Annotated in this window: 23 protein-coding genes and 1 riboswitch; of the genes, 18 read left to right on the forward strand and 5 right to left on the reverse strand. The window is 71.6% G+C overall.

Annotation, left to right across the window (positions count from 1 at the left end; all coding sequences use genetic code 11):
- The first annotated feature begins 17 nt into the window (after positions 1–17).
- Positions 18–156: riboswitch (SAM riboswitch) on the forward strand.
- Between the two features lie 16 nt (positions 157–172).
- The 4 genes from thrC to groL all read left to right on the forward strand — a co-directional run bounded on the left by thrC (position 173) and on the right by groL (position 4304).
- Entirely contained in the window at positions 173–1471 is a 1299-nt protein-coding gene (thrC, locus tag ACTFAP_RS16760; RefSeq protein WP_390125266.1) for a threonine synthase, read from the forward strand.
- Positions 1468–1746 carry a MoaD/ThiS family protein gene (locus ACTFAP_RS16765; protein WP_390125269.1) on the forward strand — a complete coding sequence of 93 codons (279 nt, stop codon included), beginning with the start codon at positions 1468–1470 and terminating at the stop codon, positions 1744–1746. The genes thrC and ACTFAP_RS16765 overlap by 4 nt, the downstream gene beginning before the upstream one ends.
- Positions 1747–2168: 422 nt before the next feature.
- Positions 2169–2372, forward strand: coding sequence for a cold-shock protein (locus tag ACTFAP_RS16770; protein ID WP_004986573.1), 204 nt, complete (start codon positions 2169–2171; stop codon positions 2370–2372).
- 306 nt (positions 2373–2678) lie between these two features.
- Entirely contained in the window at positions 2679–4304 is a 1626-nt protein-coding gene (gene groL, locus ACTFAP_RS16775; RefSeq protein ID WP_386538977.1) for a chaperonin GroEL, read from the forward strand.
- Positions 4305–4474: 170 nt separating this feature from the next.
- Here groL and murQ read toward each other — a convergent pair whose 3' ends face one another.
- A complete protein-coding gene (murQ, locus tag ACTFAP_RS16780; RefSeq protein ID WP_495681327.1) occupies positions 4475–5413 on the reverse strand; it encodes an N-acetylmuramic acid 6-phosphate etherase in 939 nt (312 codons plus the stop codon).
- Between the two features lie 50 nt (positions 5414–5463).
- A complete protein-coding gene (locus ACTFAP_RS16785) occupies positions 5464–6414 on the reverse strand; it encodes a MurR/RpiR family transcriptional regulator (RefSeq protein WP_500466733.1) in 951 nt (316 codons plus the stop codon).
- 75 nt (positions 6415–6489) lie between these two features.
- Between ACTFAP_RS16785 and ACTFAP_RS16790 the strand changes: the two genes are divergently transcribed.
- The 4 genes from ACTFAP_RS16790 to ACTFAP_RS16805 all read left to right on the forward strand — a co-directional run bounded on the left by ACTFAP_RS16790 (position 6490) and on the right by ACTFAP_RS16805 (position 7806).
- The gene (locus ACTFAP_RS16790; protein WP_500466734.1) at positions 6490–6870 is read left to right on the forward strand and encodes a DUF8819 family protein; all 381 of its coding nucleotides are present in this window, start codon (positions 6490–6492) and stop codon (positions 6868–6870) included.
- On the forward strand, positions 6867–7136 hold the full coding sequence (locus tag ACTFAP_RS16795; RefSeq protein WP_495681329.1) for a DUF4031 domain-containing protein: 270 nt from the start codon (positions 6867–6869) through the stop codon (positions 7134–7136). The genes ACTFAP_RS16790 and ACTFAP_RS16795 overlap by 4 nt, the downstream gene beginning before the upstream one ends.
- A 104-nt stretch (positions 7137–7240) precedes the next feature.
- On the forward strand, positions 7241–7555 hold the full coding sequence (locus ACTFAP_RS16800) for a hypothetical protein (RefSeq protein WP_148236119.1): 315 nt from the start codon (positions 7241–7243) through the stop codon (positions 7553–7555).
- Positions 7552–7806 (forward strand): type II toxin-antitoxin system RelE family toxin, encoded by a 255-nt coding sequence (locus tag ACTFAP_RS16805; RefSeq protein WP_375879605.1) that lies wholly within the window; start codon positions 7552–7554, stop codon positions 7804–7806. Before ACTFAP_RS16800 ends, ACTFAP_RS16805 begins: the two co-directional genes overlap by 4 nt.
- A gap of 75 nt (positions 7807–7881) precedes the next feature.
- Here ACTFAP_RS16805 and ACTFAP_RS16810 read toward each other — a convergent pair whose 3' ends face one another.
- Positions 7882–8922, reverse strand: coding sequence for a hypothetical protein (locus ACTFAP_RS16810; RefSeq protein ID WP_495681330.1), 1041 nt, complete (start codon positions 8920–8922; stop codon positions 7882–7884).
- A gap of 170 nt (positions 8923–9092) precedes the next feature.
- On the opposite strand from ACTFAP_RS16810, the gene pstB (ACTFAP_RS16815) reads away from it, so the two are divergent.
- The 6 genes from pstB (ACTFAP_RS16815) (at position 9093) to pstB (ACTFAP_RS16840) (ending at position 14752) form a co-directional block, all read left to right on the forward strand.
- Entirely contained in the window at positions 9093–9869 is a 777-nt protein-coding gene (pstB, locus tag ACTFAP_RS16815) for a phosphate ABC transporter ATP-binding protein PstB (RefSeq protein WP_107046973.1), read from the forward strand.
- Between the two features lie 58 nt (positions 9870–9927).
- Positions 9928–10605, forward strand: a complete 678-nt coding sequence (locus tag ACTFAP_RS16820; protein WP_030729504.1) for a response regulator transcription factor — start codon at positions 9928–9930, stop codon at positions 10603–10605.
- Between the two features lie 168 nt (positions 10606–10773).
- The gene (gene pstS, locus ACTFAP_RS16825) at positions 10774–11874 is read left to right on the forward strand and encodes a phosphate ABC transporter substrate-binding protein PstS (RefSeq protein WP_495681331.1); all 1101 of its coding nucleotides are present in this window, start codon (positions 10774–10776) and stop codon (positions 11872–11874) included.
- Between the two features lie 159 nt (positions 11875–12033).
- Positions 12034–13017 carry a phosphate ABC transporter permease subunit PstC gene (gene pstC, locus ACTFAP_RS16830; protein WP_386538993.1) on the forward strand — a complete coding sequence of 328 codons (984 nt, stop codon included), beginning with the start codon at positions 12034–12036 and terminating at the stop codon, positions 13015–13017.
- Positions 13014–13949 carry a phosphate ABC transporter permease PstA gene (gene pstA, locus ACTFAP_RS16835; RefSeq protein WP_495681332.1) on the forward strand — a complete coding sequence of 312 codons (936 nt, stop codon included), beginning with the start codon at positions 13014–13016 and terminating at the stop codon, positions 13947–13949. The genes pstC and pstA overlap by 4 nt, the downstream gene beginning before the upstream one ends.
- Before the next feature lie 29 nt (positions 13950–13978).
- Positions 13979–14752, forward strand: coding sequence for a phosphate ABC transporter ATP-binding protein PstB (pstB, locus tag ACTFAP_RS16840; protein WP_200365417.1), 774 nt, complete (start codon positions 13979–13981; stop codon positions 14750–14752).
- On the opposite strand, the gene ACTFAP_RS16845 is transcribed toward pstB (ACTFAP_RS16840), so the two are convergent.
- Positions 14733–14981, reverse strand: a complete 249-nt coding sequence (locus tag ACTFAP_RS16845; RefSeq protein WP_390125289.1) for a DUF397 domain-containing protein — start codon at positions 14979–14981, stop codon at positions 14733–14735. The genes pstB (ACTFAP_RS16840) and ACTFAP_RS16845 overlap by 20 nt on opposite strands.
- The gene (locus ACTFAP_RS16850) at positions 14978–15820 is read right to left on the reverse strand and encodes a Scr1 family TA system antitoxin-like transcriptional regulator (protein WP_495681334.1); all 843 of its coding nucleotides are present in this window, start codon (positions 15818–15820) and stop codon (positions 14978–14980) included. Before ACTFAP_RS16850 ends, ACTFAP_RS16845 begins: the two co-directional genes overlap by 4 nt.
- A 165-nt stretch (positions 15821–15985) precedes the next feature.
- Here ACTFAP_RS16850 and ACTFAP_RS16855 point away from each other — a divergent pair, with 165 nt between their 5' ends.
- The 4 genes from ACTFAP_RS16855 (at position 15986) to ACTFAP_RS16870 (ending at position 21246) form a co-directional block, all read left to right on the forward strand.
- The gene (locus tag ACTFAP_RS16855) at positions 15986–18811 is read left to right on the forward strand and encodes a helicase-associated domain-containing protein (RefSeq protein ID WP_500466735.1); all 2826 of its coding nucleotides are present in this window, start codon (positions 15986–15988) and stop codon (positions 18809–18811) included.
- 59 nt (positions 18812–18870) lie between these two features.
- Complete coding sequence (locus tag ACTFAP_RS16860; protein WP_500466736.1) at positions 18871–19326, forward strand: nuclear transport factor 2 family protein; 456 nt, start codon at positions 18871–18873, stop codon at positions 19324–19326.
- 145 nt (positions 19327–19471) lie between these two features.
- Positions 19472–20308: a M23 family metallopeptidase gene (locus tag ACTFAP_RS16865; RefSeq protein ID WP_500466737.1), complete on the forward strand. Its 837-nt coding sequence runs from the start codon at positions 19472–19474 to the stop codon at positions 20306–20308.
- A gap of 26 nt (positions 20309–20334) precedes the next feature.
- Positions 20335–21246 (forward strand): aminoglycoside phosphotransferase family protein, encoded by a 912-nt coding sequence (locus tag ACTFAP_RS16870; RefSeq protein WP_500466738.1) that lies wholly within the window; start codon positions 20335–20337, stop codon positions 21244–21246.
- Positions 21247–21275 lie beyond the last annotated feature (29 nt).

Here is a 21275-nt window from a genome sequence, read left to right on the forward strand (position 1 = left end):
CGCGGTCAACTGAATACAGCTCATCCAGAGGGGCAGAGGGAACGGCCCGTTGAAGCCCCGGCAACCCTTCCGCCGGTCTCGTAACGACGCGAGGCACCCGGTGGGGAAGGTGCCAATTCCGTCCTGTGGCGAAATCCGTCACGGGGAAGATGAGGAGAAGGGCCTCGTACCCATGCCTGTGCTCACATCGCACACCCCCACCACGCCCCCCGGCGGCTCCGCCGTCGATCTCGGGCCCGCCGTGGCACTCTCCTGTCGGGAGTGCGGGGAGCGTTTCCCCCTCAGCCCGATCTTCGCCTGCGAGGCATGTTTCGGTCCTCTCGAAATCGCGTACGATCTGCCCACCGGTGACCCCGAAGCGCTACGGGCCGCCATCGAGGCCGGACCGCACAGCATCTGGCGCTACGCCCCGCTGCTGCCGGTGCCGGCCGATGTCGCCTCCAAGCCCAATCTGAACCCCGGCGACACCCCCCTGGTCAAGGCCGACCGGCTGGCCGCCGCGCTGGGTCACGGCGGCGAGCTGTACGTGAAGGACGACTCGGGCAACCCCACCCACTCCTTCAAGGACCGGGTGGTCGCCAACGCCGTGGAGGCGGCCCGCGCCTTCGGCTTCACCACGCTGTCCTGCTCCTCCACCGGCAACCTGGCGGGCGCGGTCGGCGCCGCGGCGGCCCGGGCCGGATTCCGCTCCTGCGTGTTCATCCCGCACGACCTCGAACAGGGCAAGATCGTGATGGCCGCCGTCTACGGCGGCGAGCTGGTCGGCATCGAGGGCACCTACGACGACGTGAACCGTTTCTGCAGCGAGCTGATCGGCGACCCCGCCGGTGAGGGCTGGGGATTCGTCAACGTCAACCTGCGCCCCTACTACGGCGAGGGCTCCAAGACCCTGGCCTTCGAGATCGCCGAACAGCTGGGCTGGCGCATCCCCGACCAGCTGGTGATCCCGATCGCCTCCGGATCCCAGCTCACCAAGATCGACAAGGGGCTCAAGGAGCTGATCGCGACCGGACTGGTCGAGGACCGGCCCTACAGGATCTTCGGCGCCCAGGCCGAGGGCTGCTCGCCGGTCTCCCAGGCGTTCAAGGCCGGGCACGACGTGGTGCGGCCGGTGAAGCCGGACACCATCGCCAAGTCCCTGGCGATCGGCAACCCGGCCGACGGTCCCTATGTCCTGGACATCGCCCGCCGCACCGGTGGCGCGGTCGAGGACGTGAACGACGCGCAGATCGTGGACGCCATCAAGCTGCTCGCCCGCACCGAGGGCATTTTCGCCGAAACGGCGGGCGGGGTGACGGTGGGCGTCACCCGCAAGCTGATCGAGACCGGGCAGCTGGACCCGGAACTGACGACGGTCGTACTGAATACCGGCGACGGCCTGAAGACCCTGGACGCGGTGGCGGCGACCACCGGTCCCACCGCCATCATCCGTCCGAATCTGGACGCTTTCCGAGAGGCCGGCCTCGCATGAGTGTGACTGTCCGAATCCCGACCATCCTGCGCACCTACACCGGCGGAAGTTCCGAGGTGACCGCCGACGGCGGAACGCTGCGCGACGTCCTCGCCGACCTGGAGAAGAACCACGCGGGAATCGCCGCCCGGGTGCTCGACGACCAGGGCAAGCTGCGCCGTTTCGTGAATGTCTACGTCAATGACGACGACGTGCGCTTCGCCGAGGGCCTGGACACCGCGACGCCGGACGGAGCGGGCGTTTCCATCATCCCGGCGGTGGCCGGGGGCTGCTGACGACCGGTCGGCCCGGCCTGGCCCCGTCCCGTCAGGTCTACACTTGATCACATCTTCAACAACCGCCCCGAAGCTGTCCGCTTCGGGGCGGTTGGGCGTTTCCGGGGCGATAGAGTGAGTCCCGCGCGGGGCCGGCCCGTCCGATGCCGACCGCATATGAATTCACGACACTTCTCGACGGAAACGCGCGGCAATTCACTGCACCAATTGCCGGATCTGCGCAATAAGGCGGGCGAGAAACATTCATCTTTCCTCTGTTTTGCGCAATTTGCCCGTTTGGGCGCTCCAATAATTCTCCGCTCAATGGCCTGTTGCACAGGGCGTCCGTCCAGATACATTCAGCGGCGGTCGACGCGTTCCGGTCTGACCCGGGCCCGCGAAGTGCGGTTCCGTGAAAGGGCCAGCAACATGGGGAGTTTGGAATGGCTCAGGGCACCGTCAAGTGGTTCAACGCGGAGAAGGGATACGGCTTCATCGCGGTAGACGGTGGTGCGGACGTGTTCGTCCACTACAGCGCGATTCAGATGGACGGATACCGCACCCTGGAAGAGGGGCAGCGGGTCGAGTTCGAGATCTCGCAGGGACAGAAGGGTCCTCAGGCCGACATGGTCCGGGTGACCGCCTGAACCGCCGACCGTACTACCACCGCAGCCGGCGAACCGGGGCCCGCATCCAGCGCACACCAGCGCAGGGATGCGGGCCCCGGCACGTGCGCCCCCATCCCACCTGCGACAACACCAAGACGCTTGCACTCTCGGGGGGAGAGTGCTAATCATGGCGTTAGCACTCTGAGGGTGAGAGTGACAGCAGAGACCGGTTCGGTGAGGTCGTGAGCCAGGCGGGGCAAGGAACCGCCGGGCGTACGGCCGTCCGTCGCGGGCGCCGGCGCGGTCCTGGAGCATCCACCCCCGTATATGGGAGGACCCCTTCACATGGCCAAGATCATCGCGTTCAACGAGGAGGCGCGGCGCGGCCTTGAGCGCGGGATGAACCAGCTCGCCGACGCCGTCAAGGTCACGCTCGGTCCCAAGGGCCGCAACGTCGTTCTGGAGAAGAAGTGGGGCGCCCCCACCATCACCAACGACGGTGTCTCGATCGCCAAGGAGATCGAGCTGGAGGACTCCTACGAGAAGATCGGCGCCGAGCTGGTCAAGGAGGTCGCCAAGAAGACCGACGACGTCGCGGGTGACGGTACGACCACCGCCACCGTGCTGGCTCAGGCCCTGGTCCGCGAAGGGCTGCGCAACGTCGCCGCCGGCGCCAACCCGATGGCCCTGAAGCGGGGCATCGAGGCCGCCGTCGAGAAGGTCTCCGAGGCGCTGCTCGGCCAGGCCAAGGAGGTCGAGACCAAGGAGCAGATCGCCTCCACCGCCTCCATCTCCGCCGGCGACACCCAGATCGGTGAGCTGATCGCCGAGGCCATGGACAAGGTCGGCAAGGAAGGCGTCATCACCGTCGAGGAGTCGCAGACCTTCGGGCTCGAGCTCGAGCTCACCGAGGGCATGCGCTTCGACAAGGGCTACATCTCCGCCTACTTCGCCACCGACATGGAGCGGATGGAGGCCGAGCTCGAGGACCCCTACATCCTCATCGTCAATTCCAAGATCGGCAACGTGAAGGACCTCCTTCCGCTGCTGGAGAAGGTCATGCAGGCCGGCAAGCCGCTGCTGATCATCGCCGAGGACGTCGAGGGCGAGGCCCTGTCCACGCTGGTCGTCAACAAGATCCGTGGCACCTTCAAGTCCGTCGCCGTCAAGGCGCCCGGCTTCGGTGACCGCCGCAAGGCCATGCTGACCGACATCGCCATCCTCACCGGTGGCCAGGTCATCTCCGAGGAGGTCGGCCTCAAGCTGGAGACCGCGGGCCTCGACCTGCTGGGCCGTGCGCGCAAGGTCGTCATCACCAAGGACGAGACCACCATCGTCGACGGTGCCGGTGACAGCGACCAGGTCCAGGGCCGCGTCAACCAGATCCGTGCCGAGATCGAGAACTCCGACTCGGACTACGACCGCGAGAAGCTCCAGGAGCGCCTCGCGAAGCTGGCCGGCGGCGTGGCCGTCATCAAGGCCGGTGCCGCCACCGAGGTGGAGCTGAAGGAGCGCAAGCACCGCATCGAGGACGCGGTGCGCAACGCGAAGGCCGCCGTCGAGGAGGGCATCGTCGCCGGCGGTGGCGTGGCCCTGCTCCAGGCCGCCTCCGCGCTGGACAAGCTGGACCTGGAGGGTGACGAGGCGACCGGTGCTGCCGCCGTCAAGCTCGCCCTGGAGGCCCCGCTGAAGCAGATCGCGGTCAACGCCGGCCTCGAGGGCGGCGTCGTGGTCGAGAAGGTCCGCAACCTGCCGCAGGGTCACGGCCTGAACGCCGCGACCGGCGAGTACGTCGACCTGCTGGCCGCCGGGATCCCCGACCCCACCAAGGTCACCCGTTCCGCGCTGCAGAACGCCGCCTCCATCGCGGCGCTGTTCCTCACCACCGAGGCCGTCATCGCGGACAAGCCGGAGAAGTCGGCGGCTCCGGCCGGCGACCCGACCGGTGGCATGGGCGGCATGGACTTCTGAGTCCTGCCCGGGCCGACCGGCCCAGCCTGCCGTAGCGACGAGGGCGGCACCGGGGACCACCAGGTCCCGGGTGCCGCCCTCGGGCGTTCGGCGCGCGAGGCCGGCGACCGGCCGCACATCCGAAGGCCGCCCAGAACGCTGGCCGGGGGCCGCGGGCGCCGGGCGCGGCGTCAGCTCTCGGCCGACGCCGCCGTCAGGGCCGCCCGCAGGTGGCCGTGGGACTCCGTCAGCAGCCGCCCGGCCGTGGGCGCGTCCACCTTGCCGAGGATGGTGAGGATGGCGTTCTTCACCTCGCCGTCGGTCGCCCGCAGCGCCGACTCGATCACCGGGTCCGGGGCCCCGGTGGCCAGGTGCACGATGCGGCGCGAACGGGCCCGCAGCTTCTCGTTGGAGGCGCGGACGTCCACCATCAGATTGCCGTAGGTCTTGCCGAGCCGGATCATGCTGATGGTCGAGATCATGTTCAGCACCAGCTTCTGTGCCGTGCCCGCCTTCAGCCGGGTCGATCCCGAGATCAGCTCGGGGCCCACCACGACCTCGATGCCGTGCTCGGCGGCCGCCGCCAGCGGCGACCGGGCGTTGCACGACAGGCCGATGGTCAGCGCCCCCTGGGCCCGGGCGTACTCCACGGCGCCCACCGCGTACGGGGTGCGGCCGGACGCCGAGATGCCGACCACCACGTCGTCGGCCGTGACACCGCGCCGCCGCAGATCCTCGGCGGCCAGCGCCTTGCTGTCCTCGGCGCCCTCCACCGCCGTCACCATCGCGCTCGGTCCGCCGGCGATCATTCCCACGACCTGCGAGGGATCGGTGTTGAACGTCGGCGGGCACTCACTGGCGTCCAGCACCCCGAGCCGGCCGGCGGTTCCGGCGCCCAGGTACATCAGCCGTCCGCCGCGCGCCAGCCGCTCGGCGGCGGCGTCGATGGCGGCGGAGATCTTCGGCAGTTCGGCGGCGACGGCGCCGGGCACCCCGGCGTCCTCGCGGTTCATGGTGCGGGCGATGTCGAGCGTGGAGCTGCGGTCGATCTCCGCGAGATCCGTGCGGTGGGCCTCGGTGGTCAGGCCGTCGAGTTCGGTGCGCAGCTCACCAAAAGGACTGAGGGACATGGAGGTGCGGCTCTCTTGGTACGGGGGACGGCGGTGTCAGGGGTGCGGGGTCAGCGGTCACGGGTCGGCGAGTGGCGGTGCGCCAGCGCCTCGTAGCTCGCGTGCAGCGCGGGCGCGGCGGTCTCGTACGTACGCTGCGCCACGCCGACGAACAGGCAGTCGACCACCAGCAGCTGGCTGGTGCGGCTGGACATCGCCGCCGGGCGCAGTTCGCTCTCCCGCCCGGTGGAGGTGGTCAGCACATGGTCCGCGTACTGGGTGACCTCACCGTCCGGGCGGCCGGTGATGGCGACCGTGGTGGCGCCGTGGTCGAAGGCCGCCTGGAGCGGTTCGATGACGTCCACGGTGCGCCCCGAGTGGGTGATGGCGACCGCGACATCGCCGGCGCGCAGCTGGACGGCCCCCGTGACCGCCAGGTGCGGGTCGGCGTGGGCGTGGGCGACCAGGCCGATGCGCAGGAGTTTCTGTGCCAGGTCCTGGGCGACGAGGGAGGAGGCACCGATGCCGTACACATCCACGCGGCGGGCGGCGGCCAGCGCGGTGACGGTGGCTTCGAGCTGGGCGAGGTCCAGGGCGCCGGCCGTGTCGGTGAGGGTCTGCCGCTCGTCCTGGGTGAGCTTGGCGACCACGTCGCTGAGCGGGTCGTCGACCGAGATGTCGGCGGTGACGGCGGGCGCGGCGCCGGACGCCTGCTGGGCGGCCAGGCCGGCCAGGGCCAGGCGCAGGTCGCGGTAGCCGGGGTAGCCGAGCATCCGGGCGGTACGGACCACGGTGGCCTCGGAGGTGCCCGTGCGCTCGGCGAGGCCGGTGACGGTGAGGGCGGCGCAGCCGGCCGGGTCGGAGGCGACGGTTTCGGCGACACGCTGCATGGAACGCGTCATGGAGGGGGTCATGGTGCGGACCTTGGCGGCCAGCGCGGCGGGCTCCGGGGGAGCGGGGCGCGGTGGTGCGACGGCGACGGGACGCGGCCGACCGGGACGGCGGACGAAATTTTCCTTCATCGCATTCCTCACAGGGTGAAACATATTTTCGTAGGAGTTGTCGCGTCAAGCCTTCGGGGTGCTCCAATAGTGCGTATGAACCACGAGACGCCGGAAGGGGACATTCACCGGGGCCGCGCGCTGGTACTGGCCGACCTGGCGGCCTGCGACGCCGCCGGGCCCGCCGAGGTGTCCGCCCTGGAGAAGGCGATGGAGCACCGCCGGTGGTGGTGCGAACAGTGGCCCGAGGGCGCCCCGTACCTCCCCGGGCTGCTCGCCCAGGACGTCCAGGACGCCCTGCTGGACGCGCACGGGGCGGCGGGACGCTGGCCGGTGTGCCCGTTCTGCGAGGACCACCACGCCCTCGACCTGGAGCCGGAGCTGTCCGAGGACCCGCACTGGGTGTGCGGCGCGACCGGCCGTACGGTCGCCCCGCTGGGCGGCCTGGACACGGCGGGGGAAGCGGACTCCGCGTGACGGTCTACATCGATCCGCCCAACTGGCCGGGCCACGGCCGGATGTGGTCCCACCTGATCAGCGACGTCTCGTACGACGAACTCCACGCCTTCGCCGCCCGCCTGGGCGCACCGCCCAGGGCGTTCGACGGCGACCACTACGACATCCCGGCCGACAGCTACGCCGAGGCGGTGCGCCTCGGCGCGGTGGAGGTGGGCAGCAAAACCCTGGTCCACCACCTGCGCACCGCCGGCCTGCGGCGGCCCAAGCGCCGCCCGTCCGTCTGACTCCGTGGCCGGACGAGCCTGCGCCGGGCGGCCGGTGCGTGAAAGGTGAAAGCGGCGGATCGGTTGATTCGGGTGATCACCCCCCGATGGGTAGGCTTCCGGGCATGAGTGTGCGGCGAGGTGAAGGCGTGCCCCCGATCGCGGGAGTGACACAGCTGGGGCCCTGGGCGGCGATCGATGTCGAGGACGCGCGCGATCAGTTGCCCGAACTGCTGCAGCGGGTGGCCGATGGCGCTTTCGGGGATGACGGCGTGGCCCTCACCCGGGACGGCCGGATTCTCGCGGTCCTGGTCGACCCCGAGAAGATCGAGGACATCCGGGAGGAGCGGTCCCTTCTCCAGAGTGAGCTGGACCGGGTGCGCGGAGTGGACAACGCGGTGTCGATGAAGCAGCTGATCGCGGAACTGGGGGCGGCGTGAGCCGGATCGACTTCGAGCCCGCCGCGCGCCGCTATCTCTCCGACCGGTTCAAAACAGACCCCGCAGGGGTGCAGCAGGTCCTCGACAGTGTCAACCTGCTGCCCGGAAATCCCCGCCCGGATGGGGCGTTCGCCATGGGATCCGACCGGTTCCGCATCCGGATCGGCTTCTACCGGGTCATCTACGTGGTCAAGCAGCACAAGCCCGTCGTCCTCTTGGTCGAGCACGTGGGTCACGCGAACCGGCCGTAGCGGCGCGGGCAGCCGGCCGGCGGTGGAGACCGGTGTGCTCCGCCCACGCCCGGCATCCGTCCCCGGGTCCCACCCCTACGGGCGGGGCCGGCGGGCGCGCCACACCAGGAGGGCCGCCGAGGCCACCGCCGACAGGCGCAGCAGCAGCGGCCAGGTGTCGGAGAGCTGATCGCCGGCCGTGGTGTCGACCAGCGGCTCGCCCCAGTACGCGTTGACGCGGCCGAACAGCCAGGCCAGGTACCCGCCGAAGACCAGCCCCGGCCCGCCGAACGCCGCCCACTGGGCCTCGCGGCGCGACAGCCTGGGCGACCAGTACGCCAGCAGCCAGCCGATCGCGAGCGGGGCGATCTCGGTCAGGACCGCGCCGGCCACCAGCAGCAGGGCGCCGATCAGCTCGATCGGGCCGCCCATGTGGCGGTTGGTGCCCCGGATCGCCGCGTTCGCCCGGCGCCAGCCCGTCGGCGGGGGCGGGGCGGCGGGCTCGGCGGCCGGGGCCGCCTCCACCGCGGGCGGCGCCGCCTCCACCGCCGGGGCGGGCGGGGCCGCGGCGGCCGGCTTCAGATCCTTGCGCTCCTCCACCGGGGGCCGCAGCATCTCGGGCACCTCGATGCCGCCGACGAACCCGCCGATCTGGCCGTCCGGCCAGTACAGCTCCGGCGGCTTGGGCTGCTCCGTCAGGTCGGGCAGGTCCTCCTCCGGCACCGCCGTCATCGGCTCGGGGGCCTCGGGCGCCGGTTCCGGGTCGGCGGCCGGGGCGGCGGGCCTGGACTTGCGGAAGGAGAAGAGCGGGGTCCGCTCCGTCCGGGCCGGCTCCGCGGGCGCCGCCGGTGCCGAGGGAGCGGCCGGGGCCGCGGCCTGCGCCGGTACGGGGGCGGTCACCGTCCCGCCGCCCGACGCGTTCGCGACGACGTCCTCGGGGCGGCCCATGCCGCGCAGGATCTTCTTGATGTCCGAGCGGCTCTCCTCGCCGTCCACCCGGGACCGCTGTTGTCCGATCTCGTTCCGCAACCGCCCCACCAGCGCCGCGCGTTCGGACGCCGACATGCTGGTGGTGTGGGCCAGGTCGCCCACCTTGCTCAGATAGTCGAGTACCAGCTGTTCGCCTTCGATCCCCACGCGCCCGATGGTAGCGGCAGCACCTATGCCTTCGCCGCTGTTCATCAAGGGTTCACCGGACACCCCGCAATCGGCTACCCACGCCTCGTTACATGTGAACCATGGCGACAGGTCTTGCGACACCCCTATCCCCCCACGGCGGGCGCCGCCCCACCGAGGGCGCCCCCGTTGTGTTCGAGTTGGGCGGGGTGAACGTCTCCTACGGTGCGCACCGCGCCGTCCGCGATGTCTCCATGGACATCCACGAACGGGAGATCACCGCGCTCATCGGCCCCTCGGGCTGCGGCAAGTCCACCGTGCTGCGCTGCCTGAACCGGATGAACGACCTGGTGCCGGGCGCCGCCGTCTCCGGCAAGGTCGCCTACCGCGGCAGCGATCTCTACGCCGACGACGTCGACTCCATCGAGGTCAGGCGGCGGATCGGGATGGTGTTCCAGAAGCCGAACCCCTTCCCCAAGTCGATCTACGACAACGTCGCCTACGGCCTGCGCTTCGGCCCCGCCCGGGTGACCCGCAAGGAGATGGACGACCGGGTCGAGGCCGCGCTCACCAGCGCGGCCCTGTGGGACGAGGTCAAGGACAAGCTGTCCAGCAGCGGGCACGCGCTCTCCGGGGGCCAGCAGCAGCGCCTGTGCATAGCCCGGGCGGTCGCGGTCCAGCCCGATGTGGTGCTGATGGACGAGCCCTGCTCGGCGCTCGATCCCATCGCCACGGCGAAGATCGAGGACCTGATGCAGAAACTCGCGGACGAATTCACGCTGGTGATCGTCACGCACAACATGCAGCAGGCAGCCCGGGTCTCCGACCGCACCGCTTTCTTCACTGCCGACACCGACAGCGAGGGGGTACGCCATGGGCGCCTGGTTGAGTACGACGCGACCGAGAAAATCTTCAACCGGCCCGCTGACCAGCGTACCGAGGATTACATCTCCGGCCGGTTCGGATAATCTCCCGCCGGAAGAGGATGATTCCGCCCCTGGCATTGCGCTCGGTATCAATCCGCTGGTGCTGCTCGCGGATTCCGACGAGCGCATCAGGCAGGGTCTCACCGCCCAGCTGGCGAAGTACCAGGTCTCCGTCGTGCACTGCGCCGACGGCGCGGCGGCACTGCTGGAGGCCGGCCTGCGCCGCCCCGACGTGCTGCTGGTCTCCGCCGGGCTGCCGCTGATCGACGGCGCCACCGTCACCAGGATGGTGCGCCGCCGGCTGTCCATCCCGGTGGTGCTCGGGGTCAGCCCCGAGGACACCGACCAGGTCGGACCCGCCCTGGCGGCCGGGGCCAGCGCCTGCGTGGCGCGCCCCTACCGGCCGCGCGAGGTCGCCCAGTTGCTGAGCCTGTCCGACCGCGGCCACCGCGGCGGCTGGGACCAGCCGCTGGTGTGCGGGCCGCTCACGCTGGACCCGGGGACGTACGAGGTGCGCGTGCACGGGGTGGTCACCGCGCGGCTGCCGCTGCGCGAGTTCCAGCTGCTGCACCTGCTCATGCTGCACGCCGAGAAGGTCATCACCCGGGACCGTATCCGCGCCGAACTGTGGGGCGACGGAGCCAGCAGGTCGAATACGATCACTGTTCACATTCGGCGGCTGCGGGAGCGGCTCGGCGACGATCCGCACCACCCGGAGATAATCCAGACGGTGCGCGGCGTCGGCTACCGCCTGGTGCCGCCGGGGCAGTTCGCGTAACGGGTGGGCACCGCTCGCCCAGGTGACGCCTTTCTTAACGATTTCGGCTCTGTTTGTGAAACTGCCGGTTCCGCCGAACCTATCTTTCTGTTCACCTTCCGGACCGCACGCCTTCGCCACACGCTCCTACGTTCTCCCCGAGACATTCAAAGTCAAAGGAGCAATGGCATGCGCAACTGGCGCGCCAAGACCGCCGCGATCGTCGCGGTGTCCGCCCTGGCCCTGACCGCGTGCGGCGGCAGCGACGACAACGGCGGCGACAAGGGTGGGGACGACAAGGGCACCGGGGGTGGGTCCTCGCTGTCCGGCACGGTGACCGGCGCCGGCGCGTCGTTCCCCGCCACCGTCTTCCAGGACTGGATAGCCGCCTACCAGGGCGACAAGTCCGGCGTCACCGTCAACTACCAGAGTGTCGGCTCGGGTACCGGTGTCGAGCAGTTCATCGGGCAGTCCATCGACTTCGGCTCCTCCGAGGAGTACCTGAGCGATGAGGCGCTGGCCGATGCCGAGGCAGCCCGCGGCTGCCCGGCCGTGCAGTTCCCGGTGGTCTTCGGCTCGGTCGCCATCGCCTTCAACGACCCGGCGCTCGACGGTCTGGTGCTCAGCCCCGAGGTGATCGCCTCGATCTACGACCGCGAGATCACCAACTTCAACGACCCGGCGATCGCCGACCTGAACCCGGACTTCGACCTCCCGGACCAGGACATCCTGCCGGTCCACCGGTCCGACTCCTCCGGCACCACCTTCGTCTTCTCCCACTACCTCAACACCGAGGTCCCCGCCTGGGCGGACACCTACGGCGAGGGCAAGGAGATCGAGTGGTCCGGTGACACCATCGGCGGCGAGGGCAACGAGGGTGTCTCGCAGCAGATCTCGCAGAACCCCGGCGGCATCGGCTACGTGAACCAGTCCTACGCGCTGGAGCTGGGCCTGCCCACCGCCAAGGTGATCAACGCCGACGGTGAGGCCATCGCGCCGACCCTGGAGGCCACCACGGCCGCCTCCGAGGAGGCCGAGATCCCGGACACCTTCCAGTTCACCATCAACGGTGTGGGCGGCGAGGGTTACCCGATCGCCGGTACCAACTTCATCCTGGCCTACACCTGCGGCTACGAAGACGCCACGGCCGACATCATCAAGGACTTCTGGTCCTGGACGCTGACCGAGGACGCGGACGCGCTCGCCCTGGAGCTGGGCTACGCCCCGCTGGGTGCCGACCTCAAGGAGCGGGTGCAGGCGCAGATCGACCTGATCAACAGCCAGGGCTGAGCCCGCTGACCCCGGGTCGTCCGTCCCCCCAGTCCCCCCGCCGCCCGGGGCGGTAACCATCCGCCCCGGGCCTTCCCCGTACCCGCGCGCGTACCCCCGCCCGGTATCCGTCCATGTCCCCCTTGTGCCCCGTGGCAGCAGACAGGAGCAGCAGCAACGATGTCGGCCACACTGTCCCGTCAACGAAAGCGGATAGCCGACCCGGCGTTCCGCTGGTTCGTGACCCTCGCCGGCGCCAGCGTCTTCGTCATCCTCGCCGGGATGGTCATCAGAACGACCAATGACGCCTGGCCCATCTTCCAGTACACCGGCTTCTTCGACTTTCTGACCGGTGACCAGTGGCTGGCCGGATCCAGCCGCACCGACAGCGACTTCACCGGTACGTACGGGGCCTGGCCGTTCATCTACGGCACCATGGTCACCGCGCTGATCGCCATCGTGATCGCCCTGCCGCTGGCCCTGTGCGTCGCCTTCTACATCAACCAGCTGGCCCCCAAGCGGCTGCGCAACCCGCTGTCGTACTCCGTGGAGATGCTGGCCGCCGTGCCCAGCATCATCTTCGGCATGTGGGGGTTCTTCTGGCTGCTGCCGAATGTGCTCCGCCCGTTCCTGGAGTGGCTGGAGTCCACGCTCGGCTGGTTGAACATCGCCGGCTGGAAGCCCTTCGAGGGGCCGGTGTTCGGCTCCAGCTATCTGGCCGCCGGCATCGTGCTGGCCATCATGATCCTGCCGATCATCACCGCGATCGTCCGCGAGGTCATCGCCGTGAACCCGGTCGACCAGCAGCACGCCGCCTACGCGCTCGGGGCCACCCGCTTCGAGGTGATGCGCAAGGTGGTGCTGCCCTCCAGCTTCTCCGGGATCGTGGCCGCCAGCATGCTCGGCCTGGGCCGCGCGGTCGGCGAGACGGTGGCCGTGATGATGCTGATCGGCTCCACCAAGAACTGGGACGGCTCGCTGCTGTCCGCCGGTGACTCGATGGCCGCGCACATCGCCGCCCGGTTCGGGGAGGCGACGCCGGAGACCACCAAGGCGCTCATGGCGATCGGCGTGGTGCTGTTCCTGTTCACCATGATCATCAACATCGGGGCCCGACTGCTGGTGTGGCGGATCGGCCGAGTCTCGGGGGACGCCGCCGTATGAGCACCACCGACACCACCACCGCGAAGACCACGTCCACCGGCCACCGCAGCCTGCTGGTGAAGCAGGGCAACGCGAACGCCCGGGGCGTGAAGAACCGTATCGCCATCGGGGTGCTCACGGCCGCCATGGCGATCGCCGTCGTGCCGCTGATCCTCATCATCATCGAGGTGACCCGGCGCGGCATCGGCGCCATCCACTGGGACTTCTTCACCACCGACGAGCCCAGCTACCGCCAGGAGGGCGGCTACCGGGCCGGCTTCGTGGGCACCGCGTACGTCATGGGCGGCGCGATCCTCATGTCCGTCCCGCTGGGTCTGGCCACCGCGATCTACGTCGTCGAGTACGGCCGCGAGACGCGCGCCGGGCGGCGGCTGTCCGACCTGATCCGGTTCTTCACCGACGTGATGACCGGCATCCCCTCGATCTTCGTCGGTCTGTTCGTCTACGGCTTCCTGGTCTCCTCCACCGGCGGGCTCGGCCAGGGCTTCAACGCCTTCGCCGGTTCGGTCGCCATCGCGATCATCATGCTGCCGATCGTGGCGCGTTCCTCGGAGGAGATGCTCAAGCTCGTCCCGGACGAGTGGCGCAACGCCTCGTACGCGCTGGGCGCCAGCAAGTCCCGTACGGTCCTCACCACCGTGCTGCCGGCCGCAGCACCGGGTCTTGCCACCGGCTCGATGCTGGCGGTGGCCCGCGGCGCCGGTGAGACCGCGCCGCTGATCATGACCATCCTCGGCTCCCAGTACCTGGTGAGCAGCTACTTCGAGGGCGCGCAGGGCGCGGTGCCGCTGCAGATCTACCGGGGCGCGCGGCAGCAGTTCGAGGCCGGCATCGAGCGGGCGTGGGGCGGCGCGCTGTCGCTGTTCCTGCTGGTCCTGCTGCTGGTGGTGCTGGCCCGCTGGCTGGGTTCGAAGGCCAACAAGCTCAAGTGACGCGAGACAGAAGGGGGAAGGGAGCAGTCATGTCGGTGTTCGACATACAGGGGCTCGGGGTCTCCTACGGGGCCTTCACGGCCGTCAAGGACATCAGCCTGGAGATACCGCGCAACAAGGTCACCGCGCTGATCGGCCCCTCGGGCTGCGGCAAGTCCACGGTGCTGCGCTGCCTGAACCGGATGAACGACCTGATGGACGCCACCGTCAGCGGGAAGATCATCTACAACGGTGAGGACATCTACGGGCCCGAGGTGGACGCGGCGGAGGTGCGGCGCCGGATCGGCATGGTGTTCCAGCGGCCGAACCCGTTCCCCAAGTCCATCTACGAGAACGTGGCGTTCGGGCCGCGGCTGAACGGCTTCAAGGGCGATCTGGACCAGCTGGTCGAGGAGTCGCTGCGTTCGGTGGCGCTGTGGGACGAGGTGAAGGACAAGCTCGGCGACCCGGGAACGGCGCTGTCGGGCGGCCAGCAGCAGCGGCTGTGCATCGCGCGGGCGATCGCCGTGCAGCCGGACGTGCTGCTGATGGACGAGCCGTGCTCGGCGCTGGACCCGATCGCCACACTCAAGATCGAGGACCTGATCCGGGAGCTGGAGAGCTCGTACAGCATCGTGATCGTCACGCACAACATGCAGCAGGCGGCACGGGTGTCGGAGATGACGGCGTTCTTCAGCGTTGACATCGACGACGAGCAGGGGATGCGCACGGGCGCGCTGGTGGAGTACGACACCACGGAGAAGATCTTCAACAATCCGGGCAGCACCCGGACCGAGGACTACATCAGCGGCCGGTTCGGCTGAGCGGAGGCGGCCGGTGGGGGAACGGCCGCGGGAGCGGGAGCGGGGCGAATCGTTCCTGCTTCACGGCGGCGAGTAACGCCGCGCCACGGGCCCGGGAACCGTCCAGGACGGTCCCGGGCCGGGTGCTCTCACGCAGCAGGACCCGCCCGCCGGGGACGCGGGCGAGCTCGACGCAGTTCTCGCCGCCGTTCCCCGACGAGAACGAGGACTTCTGCCAGCGTGTGGTCATAGCTCCCGCGCGATGTGGTGGATCAGCGAACGCGACTCGCCCGGGCTGAGGGTGAAGTCGTGGACGCCGTCGAAGAACTCGCGGTACCCCTCCAGCTGGTCGTCCGCGGTGAGCAGGATTCCGCCGATCGGGGTGTCCATCTGGACGGTGTCCAGCTGCGGGACCACCCCGTGCGCGTACAGCAGCGGCTGGGTCGCCTCGTAGAAGCGTTCATTGGTGAACGGGATCACCCGCAGGGTGATGTGCGGGAGTTCGGACGCCTTCATCAGATGCTCCAGCTGGGTGCGCACCACCCGCCGGCCGCCGAACCGCATGCGCAGCGCCGCTTCGTGCAGCACGACGTCGAACGGCGGCGGGGCGGACCGGTCCAGGACGGACTGGCGGCGCAGCCGGTACTCGACGTACGGCTCCACGTCGTCGGCCGTGTTGCTGCCGTTGACGGCGCGGATGTACTCCTCGGTCTGGAGCAGGCCCGGGACGTTGACGGTGTGCAGGATGCGCATCCGGGTGCTGTGGAACTCCAGCTCCGCGAGGTCGAGGAAGCGGGGCGGCAGCACGCCGCGGTACTCGTCCCACCAGTGCTGCCCGCGGTGCTCCCCGGCGATCGCCGACAGGGCGTCGAGCAACGGCGTGTCGGCACAGCCGTAGTAGTCGGCGAGTCTGCGGATGCGCTGCTCGCTGACGCCGATCCGGCCCGACTCGATGTGGCTGATCTTGCCCTGGTCGGTCCCGAGCATGGCGGCGGTCTCGCGCGCGGTGCGGCCGGCGCGTTCGCGCAGCTTGCGCAGTTCTGCTCCCAGGCGGGCTTGCCGGGCGGTAGGACGCTCCCTCGGCGGCATGGTGGTTCTCCGGTCCTGTTGATCGCTGGCGCTGGCCTGAGTTTGCCGTCCCATTACTCCCCGAGTCCACTTGCATGCACAGGGGTACAGGTATCCCGGTGGGCTATGAGGTGATTGGTGGTTGTTTCCTGTCCGTGGAGGGGTGGGACCGGTACCGTGGGCTGGATGACCACTGAGCAGCGTTCGCGCGGTCCGCGCACCCTGGCCGAGGAACTGCGGGCGCGCAGCGACGAGCAGCTGAGCGGGCTGTTGCGGGCCCGCGCCGATCTGCTCTCCCCGCTGCCCGGGGACATCTCGCAGCTGGCCACGAGGGCGGGCACCCGGGCCTCGGTGATCCGCGCCCTGGACCGGCTGGACGTCTTCACCCTCCAGGTCGCCGAGGCCCTCGCGATCGCCCCGCAGCCCTGCCCGTACGACACGCTCGCCGGGCTGCTGCCGGGCGGGGAGCGGGAGCTGCCGCGCGCGCTGGCGGCGCTGCGCGGGCGCGCCCTGCTGTGGGGCGCGGAGCGGGAGCCGCGGCTGGTGCGCACCGCGCAGGAGGTGCTGGCCCCGACCGCCGCCCGGCCGGGCACCACGGGGCTGGGGCCGACCGTGGCCGAGGCGTGCGCGGGGATCTCGCCGCGCCGGGTGCAGGAACTGCTGACCGGGGTGGGGCTGCCGGGCACCGGCGACGCGGTGAGCGCCGTCAACGCGCTCACCGAGCTGTTCGGGGACGAGCAGCGGTTCACCCGGCTGCTGGAAGAGGCGCCGGACGGCGCGCTGACGGCGCTGGACCGGCTGGCGTGGGGCCCGCCGTACGGCGAGGTCTCGGCCCGGCCCGGGCCGCAACTGCGCTGGCTGCTGGACCGCGGGCTGCTGCTGCCGCACCAGCCGGGCACCGTCGTCCTGCCGCGCGAGGTGGCGCTGCGGCTGCGCGGCGGCCGGGCCCACCGCGAACTGCGTCCCCGGCCGCCCCAGGTGACGGTGCGTGGACAGTACACGCCGGACACGGTGGACGCGGCGGGCGCGGGCGCGGCCCAGGGCGCGGTGGCGCTGATCGACGAACTGCTGGGCGGCTGGGCCGCCGACCCGCCCGCCGTGCTGCGCACCGGCGGGGTCGGCGTACGGGACCTGAAGCGCACGGCGGTGGCGCTGGACATCCCGGAGCCGCAGGCCGCGTTCTGGGCCGAACTGGCCTACGGGGCCGGTCTGGTGGCCGGGGACGGCGAGGCGGACGAGCGGTACGCGCCGACGCCCTCGTACGACGTGTGGTCGAGCGAGCCGGGGCAGCTGCGCTGGGCGCGGCTGGCGGCGGTCTGGCTGGCCGGCACCCGCGTCCCCGGCCTGATCGGCGGCCGGGACGGCAAGGGCCGCCCGCTGTCCGCGCTCGGCCCCGGCCTGGACCGCGGCCCGGCGGCGGAGCTGCGCCGCCGGGTGGTCGAACTGCTGGCCGCCGTGGAGCCGGGCACCGCCCCCGAACCGTCGGCGATCCGCGACCACATCGGCTGGGAGCTGCCGCGCCGGATGCCGGCCGAGGCCCGCGACGCGCTGTGCGAGGCGGCACTGGCGGAGGCCGAACTGCTGGGCGTCACCGGCAGAGGCGCCCTGACCTCCTTCGGCCGCGCCCTGCTCTGGCCGGCGGGGACGCCGGCGGCGAGCGCACCGGCCGGAACGCCGGACGGAACGCCGGCGGCGAGTGCACCGGCCGGGACACAGGCCGGGACACAGGCCGGGAGTACACCGGAGGCGGACGCGGGCGCCACCTCGGAGACCTTGGGGACCTCGGACACCGCTGACGTCGACGACGCGGTGGGCGGGGGAGCGCAGGCCGGACCGTCCGGCCGGGCCGCCGGAACCGGAACGAGGCCCCGGCACGCCGGTGCCGCCCCCGGCGGCGTGCCGGCCCCCGGCGGGTCCCCGCGCTCCGCGTCCGCGGCCGGTCCCGGCGCCGGGGTGGACGCCGCCGGCGTCCCGGTGCCCGGCCGGGCGGAGGCGTTCGCCCCGCCGGCCCCGTCCACCGGCGGATGGCTCGGCAGGGCCGCCGAGCCCACCGTCTTGGAGGCGGCCCGGCTGCTCGGCCCGCTGCTGCCCGAACCGCTCGACCACTTCCTCCTCCAGGCCGACCTGACCGCCGTCGCCCCGGGCCCGCTGCTGCGCGAGCCCGCCGCGACCATGGCGCTGGCCGCCGACATCGAGTCCAAGGGCGGGGCCACCGTCTACCGGTTCACCCCCGACTCCGTACGCCGCGCCCTGGACTCCGGCTGGTCGCCCGCCGCGCTCCACGACTTCCTCGCCGCGCACTCCCGCACCCCCGTGCCGCAGCCCCTCAGCTACCTCATCGACGACGTGGCCCGGCGGCACGGCCGGCTGCGCGTCGGGGTGGCGGCCGGGTATCTGCGCTGCGAGGACGAGGCGCTGCTCACCCAGGTACTCGCCGACCGCCGCACCGAGACGCTGCGGCTGCGCCGCATCGCCCCCACCGTGCTGATCTCCGGCGCGCCGCCCGAGATCCTGCTGGCCCGCCTGCGCGAACTGGGCTTCGCGCCCGCCGCCGAGTCCGCGGAGGGCGCCGTGCTGACCGTGGCGGCGACCAGCCACCGCACCCCGCCGCGCACCGCGCCCGAACCCGTGCCGGACGGCCCGCCGGCCGCCGACGACCGGCTGCTGACGGCGGCCGTCCGCGCCATCCGGGCGGGCGACGACAGCGGCGGGAGCGCGAAGGCGACGGCGTCCGGCGCCCCGGCCGGCGGGCGGACGGCGGTACCGGCCCCGGTCGGCGCGCTGCCGCGTACCTCTCCCGCCGACACCCTGGCCGTCCTGCAGGCGGCGGCGCTCACCGGCGCGCTGGTACGGATCGGCTACGTCGGCGCGGACGGCATCGCGGGGCAGCGGATCCTCGCCCCGGTGCGGGTGGAGGGTGGCTTCGTGACGGCGTTCGACCACACGGCGGAGGAGGTCCGCACCTATCCGCTGCACCGCATCACCGGTACGGCGGAACTCCCCGAGGGGTAGCCGGCCCGGCCGTGCGGCGGGGTTGACCTCAAGTGACCTTGAGGTACGAGGCTGGTGCCATGACCACGCAGAGCGGCCGGACGGCCGACGACACCACCGCCATCGCCACCCTCATCAGCCGCTACTTCCGGGCCCTGGACGAACGCGACTTCGACGACGCGGGGGAGTGGGCCCGGCCCTTCCACACCGACGACGTCGAGGCCCTCTTCCCGGTCGGCCGCACGCGCGGGCACCGGGCGGTGACGCGGCAGACCGAGGAGGCGCTGCGGCGGTTCGCGCGCACCCACCACCTGAGCACCGACATCCTCACCGACACCGACCCGGCGACGGGACGGGCCACCGCCGCCTGGAACGCCCTCATGACACACATGCACCACGACCCGGCGCGCGGCGTCTTCACCGTCGGCGGCCGGTGCCGGGCCGAGCTGGTCCACAGCGAGCCGCAGGGCTGGCGGTTCCGGCGGATGTCCATCGAGGCGGTGTGGACCACGGGCGAGCCCCCCGTACTGCCCTGACGGCCCGCCCCACCGACAGTCCTGCCGCCCGTAACCCTCCGGCGCCTGTCCGCTTGCTGCCAGCGGGCGGCGCGTACGGCGTGCGGCCACCGGGGACATCCGGTCCGAACCCCGCACCCACGGACCGACCTCGGGAGGACCACCCGTGCGTTCCCTCCGCATCGCCCTGATCGCGCTCGCGGCGCTCATCGCCTCGATGCTGCTGCCCGGCACGGCCGGCGCCGACCCGGCCACGACCGTCGCCCCCACCTTCAAGGCACCCTTCGGCTGCGGCCAGACCTGGACGTACAGCCACCACTCCGCCGAGGTACGGCGCGCCCTGGACTTCGTGCGCACCGACGGCGGGGCCACCGCGGGCGCGCCGGTCCTCGCCTCCGCTGCCGGCACCGCCACCCGGCACAGCCAGGCCGGCGGCGCCGGCAACTACATCGTCATCGACCACGGCGGGGGCTGGCGCACGTACTACTTCCACCTCGCCGCGTACTCCGTGCCCCACGGCGCCGCCGTCGCCCAGGGCCAGCAGATCGGCACCACCGGTTCCACCGGCAACTCCTCCGGCGCCCACATCCACTACGAGCAGCTGCTGAACGGCGTCGGCCAGGACATCCGCATCAACGGAACGGCCCTGCCGTACCCCGGCTCGTACCACCAGCGGTACCTGACCAGCGACAACGGCTGCGGCGGCGGGGGCGGGGGCCGCTTCTGGGTCGACACGTTCGCACAGACCCAGGGCTACGCGGCGCCGAACACCGCCTCCCCGCAGGGCGTGCTGCTCCAGGGCACCCACTACGTGTACTGCAAGGTGTGGGGCGCCCGCTACGACGGCGTGTACGGCCACAACCACTGGTGGCTGCGCACCGACCTCGACCGGACCCACCCGGGCGGCAACGGGCGCGGCGCGTACGTACCGGCCTACTACCTCTCCCGCTGGGGCAACGACGAGGCCCGGGACAACAGCGGCAACGTGATCCCCGACTGCTGAGGGCGTCCCCGCCCTAGGGTGACGGCATGCGCACGCCGATCGACGTACCGCGGCCCCTGACGGACTCCTACCGGCAGTTCCACGGCGAGCGGGGCCAGGAGTGGATCGCCGCCCTGCCCCGCCTGGCCGCCGGCCTGCTGGAGCGCTGGGACCTGCGCCCGGACGGGCCGCCGGCGCACGGCGTGTGCGCGCTGGTGCTGCCGGTGGTCCGCGCCGCCGACGGCACGCCGGCGGCGTTGAAGCTCCAGATGGTGGACGAGGAGACGGCGGGCGAGTCCCTCGCCCTGGGCGCCTGGGAGGGGAACGGCGCCGTCCGGCTGCTGGCGTACGACGCGGCGAGCGGCTCCCTGCTGCTGGAACGGCTCGCCCCGCGCTCCCTGGCCGACGTGCCGGACCTCCCCGCCGCCCTGGAGACCCTGTCCCAGCTGCTGGCCCGCCTGGTCACCGCCCCGCCGCCGCCCGGGCTGCGCACCCTGGCCGACATCGGCGCCCGGATGCTGGAGCGCGCCCCGGCGGCGATCGCGGCGTTCCCCGACCCCGGCCACCGCGCGCTGTACTCTGACTGCGCCGCCGCCCTGCGCGAGGTGCTGCCGGAGCCGGGCGGGGCGCTGCTGCACTGGGACCTGCACTACGCGAACGTGCTGGCGGGGGAGCGCGAGCCCTGGCTGGCGATCGACCCCAAGCCGCTGATCGGCGACCCGGGCTTCGAACTCTTCCCCGCCCTGGTCAACCGCTTCGCGGAGATCGAGGCCGCCCCCGACCCGCTGCGCGCCGTCCGCCGCCGTTTCGACCTGATGACGGAGATCACCTCCCAGGAGCGCCCCCGGGCCCGCGCCTGGACCCTGGCCCGCATCCTGCAGAACGGCCTGTGGAGGGCGGAGGCCGGAACGCCGGCCGCGCCCCCGGATCACGTCCTGATTCACGCGGCGCTGCGGTAGCCGCACCGGCCCGTGAGGCGCCGAGGAAG

It is taken from the genome of Streptomyces sp. PH9007, assembly GCF_059813725.1.